The sequence below is a fragment of the Laspinema olomoucense D3b genome, assembly GCF_025370785.1.
Lineage (GTDB): Bacteria > Cyanobacteriota > Cyanobacteriia > Cyanobacteriales > Laspinemataceae > Laspinema > Laspinema olomoucense.
The window spans coordinates 216,414-227,220 of the sequence record NZ_JAMXFA010000002.1 but is presented as its reverse complement, the minus strand read 5'-3'; the positions used below and the strand labels follow the sequence as shown (position 1 = coordinate 227,220).

Sequence of the window (10,807 nt, the reverse complement as noted above, 5' to 3'; positions counted from 1 at the left end):
AATCTGGGAAATTAGGTGATTTGGCTCTATTCCAGGCGGATGCTTTGGGTGCCAAAGCTAATGGGAATCGGGCTCCCACCTTTGCTGGGGTAACGGGATACTATCCCGAGATTAAGGTGGAACAATTGTTACAGTATCCTCCCGGCACTTTCCGGCGCGAGTAGGTCACCCATCTCACAAAAAATCGGCTCAACCCCTTTAATGTCAGCCCCCTCTCCAAGTTGGCCTCACTTGCGCTCAGATTCTCTATCCCCTGTTGGCCCCTGGACAGCGCGGGGCGATTTGGGCTAATTTAGCTAAAGGACAAGAAGTGGGAAAACAGGCTGGTTTTTTACTCAGCTATTGATTTGAAGACCATTGGCACGAAGCGATCGCCCAAGTGCATCTGTGCTATAAATTACCGGCAACGGTTGAGGATAGCTCAAGAGATTGCCTGGGCGATCGCAGCATTAAAAGTTAAAGTTCGGGGTTTGTAATTCTTAAACTTTTATGTAATTTTTATCCCCCATTGCGAAAAAATGTAACAGTTAATCCTTTTTTACAGGAAATGTGATTACAATAAAGTCAAATCAGTCAGTCTCCATTCACGCCTAACTTTATCCCTGTAATTGAGGGGTATTCCAGTTGGAATGGGGTGCTAGGATTTAGGGATTTTAGGCGTTCATGCCTATGCACCTTTCCTTGAAACCGGATTGCCGATGAGCTGTGAAGAATTACTCATTGATTCACAACCCATCCCTCAATCCAATGTCGTCCGTTTGATCAGTAGAGGTTGTTTTATGTCATCTGATAACCAAACCGTGCCACATCTGCATACTCAAAAGGAAGTAGAAGAGGCGGTAAAGGAGTATAAAAATAGCGACCTCAGCGGGACTGAGTTAATTTCTTTATGGCAAGCGATTCACGATGCCTCGTTGGATCTGGCCACAACTAAAGCCGTTGAGACCGAAGACGAAGTTCCCGGCGAGGATAGTTACTAAGGCAAATTTAGCAGATTAGAGGCGACTGCCCTCACTTCTCCCCCCCAAATCCGGGTGGGGATGCCGCCGATACTGAACTGGCGATCGCAGTTCGGTTCGGCGGCACAAGGTGTTCCCGACTTAGGGTAAATCCGTATTTCCCATCAGGTAGCGATCGCACTCCCGTGCCACCCCGCGACCTTCATTAATCGCCCAAACCACCAGACTCTGACCCCTGCGGCAATCTCCTGCCGCAAACACCCCGGGAAGACTGGTTGTATAGTTCTCATGTTCCGCCTTGACATTGCTGCGCGCATCCCGTTCCAATCCCAAGGAATCCAACAGCGGCTGTTCTGGGCCCAAGAATCCCATCGCCAACAGCACCAACTGGGTGGGAACTACCTTTTCCGTACCCGGAACTGGCTTCGGTGTATAGCGACCTTGCTCATCCTTGAGCCATTCTACCACCACCGTATGTACCGCCTTCACCCGGCCTTTATCATCGCCCTCAAACTTCGTCGCCGTCGTGGTATAAACCCGAGGGTCAGCCCCAAATTTTGCGGCTGCCTCTTCCTGACCATAATCTAACTTATACACCTTCGGCCATTCGGGCCAAGGATTGTTAGATGCCCGAGTTTCGGGGGGTTTCGGCAGAATTTCCAACTGCACCACACTGTTGCATCCATGACGCACCGAGGTTCCCACACAGTCGGTCCCCGTGTCACCGCCACCGATAATTACCACATCTTTGCCTTCAGCGGAAATAAAACTGCCGTTTTTGTGTCGGTCTAAAACCGCTTTAGTATTGCCGGTGAGGAAGTCCATCGCGAAGTAAATCCCCTGTAAATCGCGCCCTTCAATGGGTAAATCCCGGGGTTTGGTTGCGCCGGTACAGAGAATCACCGCATCATACTCCTGCATCAGTTGTTGGGCAGTGATATCTTTGCCCACTTCTGTATTACAGACAAATTTTACCCCTTCATCTTCCAGGAGTTTAATCCGGCGTAAGACAACTTGTTCCTTATCCAGCTTCATGTTAGGAATGCCATACATGAGCAACCCACCGGGGCGATCGGCCCTCTCATACACGGCAACCTCATGTCCCACGCGGTTCAACTGCGCTGCTGCCGCCAATCCCGCAGGACCCGAACCGATGACAGCCACTTTTTTACCCGTGCGTTTTTCCGGGGGTTCCGGGGTAATCCACCCCTCATCCCATCCCTTATCGGCGATGGTATTTTCAATATTTTTAATCGTCACCGGGGGGTTCGTGATGCCCAGGACGCAGGACCCTTCACAAGGCGCGGGACAGACTCGACCCGTAAATTCTGGGAAATTGTTCGTTTTATGGAGGCGATCGAGCGCTTCATGCCACAGACCCCGATACACCAGGTCATTCCATTCCGGGATCAGGTTATTCACCGGACAACCGCTTGCCATCCCACTAATTAAAGTGCCGGTATGACAGAAGGGGGTCCCGCAATCCATACACCGCGCCGCCTGGGTGCGTAGCTTGTCCTCCTCCATGTGTAGGTGGAACTCATCCCAGTTGCCGATGCGATCGAGCGGGTTTAGTTCAGACGGTAATTCGCGCAGGAATTCAAGAAAGCCAGTGGGTTTTCCCATTGTTCGTGTCCTCTGTTCAAGATTCGGTCAGGGTTCGGGTGAAATGGCGGGATAATGCAGACGGTCAAAACTGGAGCAGCGATCGCTGACAAGCCGTTTGATTCTACAGGTTTGCCGTATTTTATCATTGCCGTTATTGAAAGTGAATATCGAATTGTTAAGCAAGGCCCTATAGATTCCCCGGGGAAAAATCCAGCCAATCCTCATCCCAAGCGGATTCTCTCCCCTTCCCCCCTGCAACTCTCCCGGGATTCCAAATGTTATCATTTTCCAACATTCTGCCCCTCCCGAGGGCATCATCCAACAGGGTTGAGGCGCAGATGGATTGGGTTTATCGCCAAATTCTGAGCTTTGAGGCAGGGGGGCGATCGCAGTTGAACTCTTCTAATCCAGTTCATGAGTCTCCCCAATTCAAAATCTTAGTATAACTTATTTCTTCCTTCCTAGCTTCCCTCAATTCTCTCCCTCACCCAAGCGCGAAACGCCTTAATTGCTTTATTTCTCCCTTCAACTTTACTTTGCTCTAAATAGTGAGGAACCACCTCACTCAAAGGCAACCCAGGGAAATGAGGACTTTCACTCACCTGAACATATTGCCCTCCTTGCAATACATTAATTTCCAGCTTCGTGCCGTCAAACCGCCAAAGTTCTCCCACCCCTAATGCTTCATAATTATTAAACCGAGTCCGAGCAGTAATATCAATTTCAATCGCTAAATCTGGCGGCGGGTCTACCGTTAAATCAATCCGCTTTTTAACCCGAATAGCTGCCTCATTTTCAATGTAGAAGCAGTCATCGGCTTCTACCCCTTGTTGCATCACCTCATTTTTAAATGTCGTAGAGCCTAAACTCCAAAAATCTAAATCTTGTTCCTCCATCAAAATTTTAACTAAATCGCCAATCATCCCTTTATTGGCCTCATGTTCCGGCAATGGCACCATAATTTCTAAAAACCCCTGACTATAATTAATCCGCACACCGGGTTTTCCAGCATACTCCTCTAACAGTTGTTCGTACATGGGCCAACTAACATCAGTCATCAGGAGTTGTCCACCCGGTGAAACTTTGATTTGTTTCAGTTTAACTTGCATAGTTTTCTCCAATATAATGGATCATGTTGACTTAAAATTGGGTCGTAAATCATTATTTTAGCTTAACCTCAGACCCTCAGTTTATCTTGACCAAGGGCCGATCTCCCCACATCCTTTTTAAGGCGATCGCCTGTCGTCCATCCTGCCTCTAATTTACTCCTTTACTCGTTCCCAGGCTCTGCCTGGGAATGCCAAATTGGAGGCTCTGCCTCCTAATCAACCACTCCCCATCATAACAGCAGCACATCCATTGTATCAAATCATCAATAATTCTCCCAAGTTTTCCCCATCAATTTACGAGCTAAATCCTCCGCATTCATGACATTTAAGTGACTAATATCGAAGTATTGTTTACTACTTTGCATTCCCCCTGGACTTGTTTTCACAAAATCAGTGGAATGTAAATCTGCCAAAATAAACACTCGTGCCGGATACCAGGAGTTATCGATTTGACTGCGACGACTTCTTGCTGTTTCCACTAACTCTAAATCAGGTTTATCGATATTTTTTTTCCATTTAATCGAAGAAGTCTCTTCAGACTCTAAATCCACAACCGCCTCAATCTTGCCAATTTGCTCAACTCTCTTGTTGCGGTACATCCCAAAGTAAAGACTGCGGCGATGATTGTAACTCCCGTCAGTGGCGGGACAAACGTAAATTTGATGCTGAAGGACATCATCGAAGGAGACGCGACAATTTACGACATCCAGATGATATTTCCAAGAGGGGAGTAGATTTTCTTCATTCATATATTCTTCCAAATCTGCGATCGCATCCACCAGATTTTTGGGTAAATAGCTGAGTTTCAACGCTTGCAGGAACTGCTCAAAGCTAACTGGTGCAAATGCCACCCCCATTTCTTCTGCAAGGCGATCGATATCCTGAAACGCTTCTGGGTTGGGTTCTTCCCATTCAAAGTTACCCAAAGCCATCAATACCTTAATTCCCGGCTGTTCTTTCATAGACTCAAGATGGCGGCTTAACTGCTCTAAATTAAACCGATTATCCCGTTTAGTTTCGATAACAATTGAAAAAGCCTCTTGACTAATTGTGCCATCGGGAACGCTTTTTGTACCTCGGTTTTGTTGGCTAAACTTGACCCCAACTGCTCCCGATAAGCGTTCACCCAACAATGTGCTCAAAACTTCAGATAAAAATTTAGGATTTTCTTCGTAAAGCAGCTTCAGAATCAGCAAACAGTAGTTTGTCGTCTGGTTTTCCCGTTGGATATAGTTAGAAAACAGCCGGATGTTTTTACTCATTTAAGAAGTTCCTATAATTAATATTGTCACCGGAGGCAAACAGCATTGACCTGTCCTCTCCAGCTTGAATGTAAGGTCTCCTTTATTTTACTGTATAGTGTTGCCATTTTTGACCAATAATCTGTTTTTTTTGAATAAAATTCTGGATGAGAAGAGGAGGCAGAGCCTCCAATTTGGCATTCCCAGGCAGAGCCTGGAAACGAGGAAATTTAGGTCCAAGCAAACTCTGTATGCTGCCGCATTTTAGGTTCTTGGAACGCCAACACGATATCTTGTTTCGGGACTCCCAAACGAATTAATTCATTAGCAATTCCCTCTTCAGTCCAGTCCTCTTCAATCCAAAATTTACCGTCGCGAATTCTAATATAAACCGTCATTTCATTAATGCGATCGCCTTTTTCCCACCCCAGATTCATCCAGATATAATGATGATTGACTTTATCTGCAATTAAAAAACTTTCAAAACTGGGGTTTGGGCTGCGATTGCATAACTCAATATATTCCGTTAAAATCCCCTCAATTAATTGGGGATATTCACTCATTCTATCCATTGCAGTATTTCCTCTAATTCCGTATCTACGATAATCATAGGAAGTTGATGCTTCTTGATAATCAACTGAATCACATCTCGTTGAAAGAACGTCTTGTAAATTAGGGCGCTGATAGCCACATAAAGTTTTCTGTCTATTTTACTTTCTTCTAAAAGATACCGATAGATATCGTACTGACCCAACGCCTCCTTTAAATCCTGGAACTGGGACGCACTCACAAAACTTTTTACTTCTACAACGATTTTTTCCTGCTCGCGTTCTGCGGCGATCGGTCTTTCAGCGCCCAGGTCCGCATAAAGTTTGGTACTCCGATATTGGATAATATAGGGATCATCCGTAATCGTCCAACCCGCTTTAATCAGAGAATTTTTGACAGCGTTATGAATGATATCAAGTTGAGGCATATCAGTTTTACGATTACATAAGAGCAACTCCAATAAAATCCCTCAATTCATCTCTCCGTGAAAATCTGTGTAATCCGTGGTTCATCCCTCCCCAAATCAAAAGAGGGCAGGCAACTGCCCACCCTCCAATTATCTCCTAACTACCCCCAATCCGGGCAACATCTCGGGCATTCTGTTCAAAAGCCGCATCCAAGGCATCATCGCCGCTTAAACCCGACGCTAATGCACTTTCCAGCGCTTGCAACACCCGCTTGTAATCCCGTGGCATTACCTTGACAAACTTGGGCACCATTTCCTCCCAGTTTGCCAACACTGCTGCCGCTTTGGGACTGTTGGTATAATCCGCGTGTTTCTGGATCATCTCCCGGACGATCGCAATTTCACTCGGTTCTTCCAACTTCTCCATATCCGCCATCTGGGTATTACACCGGGTGGCGAAATCTCCTGCTTCATCCAGGATGTAGGCAACTCCGCCACTCATCCCTGCTGCAAAGTTCCGTCCGGCAGGTCCGATGACGACGACTTTACCGCCAGTCATATACTCACATCCGTGGTCCCCGACGCCTTCGACAACGGCATGAACCCCGGAGTTGCGGACGGCGAATCGTTCCCCGGCAATCCCCGACAGATACAGTTCCCCACTGGTTGCACCATAAAGTGCTACGTTTCCGGCGATAATGTTCTCATGGGGGACTAAGGTCGATTTCTTGGACGGATAGACGATAATTTTACCGCCACTGAGTCCTTTGCCGATGTAATCGTTGCCGTCGCCTTCCAGTTCTAGGGTGACTCCTTTGGGTACAAAGGCCCCGAAACTTTGTCCCGCACTTCCTTGGAAATGCAGGTGAATTGTGCCATCTGGCAATCCATCCCAATGTTTCTTGGTGATTTCGTTGCCGAGAATTGTGCCAACGACTCGGTTAATATTGGTAATCGGCAGGGTTGCTTTGACTTTTTCGCCCTTGTCGATCGCATCTTTGCACAGATCCAGCAACACTGTCATATCCAGGGATTTCTCTAATCCGTGGTCCTGTGCCATCTGGCAATACCGACCCACTTCCGGACCGACTTGCGGTTGATATAGAATGTTAGAAAGGTCAATTCCTTTCGCTTTCCAGTGATCTACGGCCTTTTTCGGTTCCAGTAAGTCCGTCCGTCCCACCATTTCATTCAGGGTCCGAAACCCAAGCTGGGCCATGATTTCCCGCAATTCTTGGGCGATAAATTTCATGAAATTGACCGCATATTCTGGGTCTCCCATGAATTTGGCGCGCAGTTGTGGATCTTGGGTGGCAATCCCCACGGGACAGGTGTTTTTATGGCAGACGCGCATCATAATACAGCCCAAGGTGACCAAAGGTGCGGTGGAAAATCCGTATTCTTCGGCACCAAGTAAGGCAGCGATCGCCACGTCTCGTCCTGTCTTCATCTGTCCATCGGTTTCTACCACAATCCGACTCCGCAGATTGTTTAAAACCAGGGTTTGATGGGTTTCCGCCAACCCTAACTCCCAGGGTAAACCGGCGTGTTTAATGGAGGTTTGGGGGGATGCACCTGTACCGCCATCAAATCCGGAGACAAGCACCACATCGGCGTGTGCTTTGGCAACCCCTGCCGCGATGGTTCCCACACCGACTTCCGAGACTAACTTCACGTTAACTCGGGCGTTGCGGTTGGCATTTTTGAGGTCATGAATCAACTCCGCCAAGTCTTCGATGGAGTAGATATCATGGTGAGGCGGGGGCGAAATCAACCCGACTCCCGGGGTGGAGTGGCGCACTTTGGCAATCCAGGGATAGACTTTCAGTCCCGGTAATTGTCCCCCTTCCCCGGGTTTAGCACCTTGTGCCATTTTGATTTGGATTTCCTTCGCCTGAGACAGGTATAAGCTGGTGACGCCAAACCGTCCGGAAGCAACCTGCTTAATCGCACTATTTTTGGAGTCGCCCCGTTCGTTGGTCCAAGTATAACGGTCCGGGTCTTCCCCACCTTCGCCGGTGTTGGATTTGCCACCGACTCGGTTCATGGCGATCGCCAATGCTTCATGGGCCTCTTTAGAAATTGAACCATAACTCATCGCGCCGGTTTTGAACCGTTTCATGATGTTCTCAATCGGTTCTACTTCTTCTAAAGGAATTGGGTTTTGTGCTTTAAACTCCAGCAATCCGCGTAAGGTGAAGAACTTCTGATTTTGTTCATTCACTTTCGCCGCATATTTCTTGTAGAGTTCGTAATTGCCCTCACGCACTGCTTGTTGCAAGGCATGAATGATTTCCGGACTCAGTAAGTGCGCTTCACCGTCTTTGCGCCACTGGTATTCACCGCCCACATCCAGGGTGTGACCATTGGCATCGCGATCGGGGAAGGCGTGAGAATGACGCATGATGGTTTCATTGGCGATCGCCTCTAAATCCACCCCTTCAATTCGGGAAGCAGTCCAGGTAAAATACCGACTAATCACCGACTGATTCAACCCGATCGCCTCAAAAATCTGGGCACCGCGATAGCTTTGAATCGTCGAAATCCCAATCTTCGAGGCAATTTTCACCACCCCTTTCGTCACCGCTTTGATGTAATTTTTGACAGCGGTTTTATACTCCACATTCACGAGTAATTTCTCGCGAATCATGTCATCAATGGTTTCAAAGGCGAGATAAGGATTAATCGCCCCACAACCATACCCAATCAAGGCGGCGAAGTGATGAACTTCCCGAGGTTCGCCAGATTCCAGGACTAATCCCACCTGGGTGCGAGTGCCTTGGCGAATCAGATGGTGATGCAGTCCGGCAACTGCTAATAATGCGGGAATTGCTGTCTTGTCCTTGTTCATCCCGCGATCGCTGAGAATGAGGATAGTGGTACCCGAGGTGACTGCCTCACTTGCCTGAGCAAAAATTGCTTCCAGGGCCGCTTCCAATCCCTTCACCCCAGTAGTCGGGTCAAATAACATCGGGATGGTTGTAGATTTAAACTCGCCCATTACTGCCTTGAGTTTTGCCAAGTCTTCATCGGTGAGAACTGGAGTTTTTAACTCAATTAAATTGCAGCTTTTCGGCGTAGGTTTGAGGAGATTTCGTTCCGAACCAATGGTGGTTTCTGCCGAAGTAACAATTTCCTCCCGAATCGAGTCAATCGGGGGATTTGTAACTTGTGCAAACAGTTGTTGGAAATAGTCATACAGCAATTTCGGGCGATCGCTTAACACCGCCAACGGCGTATCCGTTCCCATTGACCCGACTGCCTCCACCCCATTGGTCGCCATTGGCGTCATCAACAGGCGCAATTCCTCAAAAGTGTACCCGAACGCCATTTGTCGTTGAATCAACGGCACCGGGTCAATTTCTCCCCATTCAGGACCATCTTTCAGTTGAGAAAGGGCAACTAAATTCTCATCAATCCACTGTTGATAGGGATGTTCACTGACAATTTGGGTTTTGATTTCTTCATCAGAAATAATCCGACCCTGTTTCATATCTACGAGGAACATCCGACCCGGTTGCAGGCGACCTTTATAAGCAACGCGTTCCGGTTCAATCGGTAAAACCCCAGCTTCCGAGGCCATAATCACTAAATCATCCTTAGTGACGTAATAGCGAGAGGGACGTAAACCATTGCGATCGAGCACTGCCCCCATCATTGTGCCATCAGTAAAGGCGATCGAGGCCGGACCGTCCCAGGGTTCCATTAAGCAAGAATGGTACTTGTAGAACGCCTTTTTCTCCGGACTCATGGACTCATGGGCGGTCCAGGGTTCGGGAATCATCATCATCACCGCATGAGGCAAGGAACGCCCAGACAGGAACAGCATTTCCAAAGCATTATCGAAAATCGCCGAATCGCTGCCTTCTAAGTCAATCACGGGATACAGCTTTTTGAGGTCCTCCCCAAACAGTTCCGACTCAAACAGGGACTCCCGGGCGTGCATCCAGTTGATATTGCCGCGCAAGGTATTGATTTCCCCATTATGGGCAATGTAGCGATAGGGGTGAGACCGTTCCCAACTGGGAAACGTGTTGGTACTGAAGCGGGAATGCACCAGGGCCAAAGCACTTACCATTGTCTCATCATGGAGCTCAGGGAAATAGTCTCCCACCTGTACCGGCATTAACATCCCTTTATAAACCAGGGTGCGGCAGGAGAGACTACAAACATACCAGAACGAGTCTAGTTCACTGGCGTGGATTTCCCGTTCTGCCCGTTTGCGGATAACATACAGCTTGCGATCGAACGCCAAATCATCGGCGATATTAGCACTACGTTGGATGAACACTTGGGAAATAAAGGGTTCGCTGGATTTTGCCGTATTCCCCAAAGAGGAGTTATCCGTTGGCACATCCCGCCATCCTAAAACCTTCTGCCCTTCCTCCGCGACAATTTTTTCAAATAGCTGCCTACCTTGCTGGCGAATAGCAGGGTCCTGAGAGCAAAAAATGTTGCCCACGCCATATTCACCGGCATCCGGCAGTCCGATGTTTTCTGCTGCTGCAACTTTTTTCAGAAACGCATCAGGGACTTGGAGTAAGATTCCGGCACCATCCCCGGTATTATTTTCGCAACCACAAGCACCCCGGTGGTCCAGATTGAGGAGAATGGTCAGGGCCTGTTCAACGATAGAGTGCGATTTTTGACCTTTTTGATGAACAATAAAGCCAACACCGCAGGCATCGTGTTCAAACTGAGGGTCATAGAGTCCCTGTTTTTGTGGCAGTTTTTGATGGTTCATAACGCTCGTTAAGGATGGAAAATTAGGTCATTGGTCATTGGTCATTGGTCCTTGGTCCTTGGTCCTTGGTTGTTGGTTCTTGGTCCTTGGTTGTTGGTCCTTGGTTGTTGGTCCTTGGTCCTTGGTCCTTGGTCCTTGGTCCTTGGTCCTTGGTCCTTGGTCCTTGGTCCTTGGTCCTTGGTCCTTGGTCC

Annotated in this window: 10 protein-coding genes; 4 read left to right on the top strand and 6 right to left on the bottom strand. The window is 48.0% G+C overall.

Annotated features, from left to right (window positions below):
* The first annotated feature begins 20 nt into the window (after positions 1-20).
* The 3 genes from NG792_RS02180 to NG792_RS02170 all read left to right on the top strand — a co-directional run bounded on the left by NG792_RS02180 (position 21) and on the right by NG792_RS02170 (position 980).
* Positions 21-164: a hypothetical protein gene (locus tag NG792_RS02180; RefSeq protein WP_261200262.1), complete on the top strand. Its 144-nt coding sequence runs from the start codon at positions 21-23 to the stop codon at positions 162-164.
* Positions 165-347: 183 nt separating this feature from the next.
* Positions 348-476, top strand: coding sequence for a hypothetical protein (locus NG792_RS02175; protein WP_261234342.1), 129 nt, complete (start codon positions 348-350; stop codon positions 474-476).
* A gap of 303 nt (positions 477-779) precedes the next feature.
* Entirely contained in the window at positions 780-980 is a 201-nt protein-coding gene (locus NG792_RS02170) for a hypothetical protein (RefSeq protein ID WP_261200264.1), read from the top strand.
* Positions 981-1,100: 120 nt separating this feature from the next.
* On the opposite strand, the gene NG792_RS02165 is transcribed toward NG792_RS02170, so the two are convergent.
* The gene (locus NG792_RS02165; protein ID WP_261234341.1) at positions 1,101-2,585 is read right to left on the bottom strand and encodes a glutamate synthase subunit beta; all 1,485 of its coding nucleotides are present in this window, start codon (positions 2,583-2,585) and stop codon (positions 1,101-1,103) included.
* Between the two features lie 54 nt (positions 2,586-2,639).
* Between NG792_RS02165 and NG792_RS02160 the strand changes: the two genes are divergently transcribed.
* Positions 2,640-2,933, top strand: a complete 294-nt coding sequence (locus NG792_RS02160; protein WP_261234340.1) for a hypothetical protein — start codon at positions 2,640-2,642, stop codon at positions 2,931-2,933.
* A 95-nt stretch (positions 2,934-3,028) separates the two neighbouring features.
* Here NG792_RS02160 and NG792_RS02155 read toward each other — a convergent pair whose 3' ends face one another.
* From NG792_RS02155 to gltB, 5 genes are all read right to left on the bottom strand, one after another.
* The gene (locus tag NG792_RS02155) at positions 3,029-3,676 is read right to left on the bottom strand and encodes a Uma2 family endonuclease (RefSeq protein WP_261234339.1); all 648 of its coding nucleotides are present in this window, start codon (positions 3,674-3,676) and stop codon (positions 3,029-3,031) included.
* 263 nt (positions 3,677-3,939) lie between these two features.
* Positions 3,940-4,938, bottom strand: coding sequence for a hypothetical protein (locus tag NG792_RS02150; RefSeq protein WP_261234338.1), 999 nt, complete (start codon positions 4,936-4,938; stop codon positions 3,940-3,942).
* Positions 4,939-5,147: 209 nt separating this feature from the next.
* A complete protein-coding gene (locus tag NG792_RS02145) occupies positions 5,148-5,489 on the bottom strand; it encodes a XisI protein (protein ID WP_261234337.1) in 342 nt (113 codons plus the stop codon).
* The gene (locus NG792_RS02140) at positions 5,477-5,893 is read right to left on the bottom strand and encodes a XisH family protein (RefSeq protein ID WP_261201968.1); all 417 of its coding nucleotides are present in this window, start codon (positions 5,891-5,893) and stop codon (positions 5,477-5,479) included. Before NG792_RS02140 ends, NG792_RS02145 begins: the two co-directional genes overlap by 13 nt.
* 136 nt (positions 5,894-6,029) lie before the next feature.
* Positions 6,030-10,616: a glutamate synthase large subunit gene (gene gltB, locus NG792_RS02135; RefSeq protein WP_261234336.1), complete on the bottom strand. Its 4,587-nt coding sequence runs from the start codon at positions 10,614-10,616 to the stop codon at positions 6,030-6,032.
* Positions 10,617-10,807 lie beyond the last annotated feature (191 nt).

Bases quoted from the DNA above. Each gene is read 5' to 3' on its own strand.
- NG792_RS02170 (WP_261200264.1), top strand. From the start codon at position 780: ATGTCATCTGATAACCAAACCGTGCCACATCTGCATACTCAAAAGGAA.
- NG792_RS02165 (WP_261234341.1), bottom strand. From the start codon at position 2,585: ATGGGAAAACCCACTGGCTTTCTTGAATTCCTGCGCGAATTACCGTCT.
- NG792_RS02160 (WP_261234340.1), top strand. From the start codon at position 2,640: ATGCAGACGGTCAAAACTGGAGCAGCGATCGCTGACAAGCCGTTTGAT.
- NG792_RS02155 (WP_261234339.1), bottom strand. From the start codon at position 3,676: ATGCAAGTTAAACTGAAACAAATCAAAGTTTCACCGGGTGGACAACTC.
- NG792_RS02150 (WP_261234338.1), bottom strand. From the start codon at position 4,938: ATGAGTAAAAACATCCGGCTGTTTTCTAACTATATCCAACGGGAAAAC.
- NG792_RS02145 (WP_261234337.1), bottom strand. From the start codon at position 5,489: ATGGATAGAATGAGTGAATATCCCCAATTAATTGAGGGGATTTTAACG.
- NG792_RS02140 (WP_261201968.1), bottom strand. From the start codon at position 5,893: ATGCCTCAACTTGATATCATTCATAACGCTGTCAAAAATTCTCTGATT.
- gltB (WP_261234336.1), bottom strand. From the start codon at position 10,616: ATGAACCATCAAAAACTGCCACAAAAACAGGGACTCTATGACCCTCAG.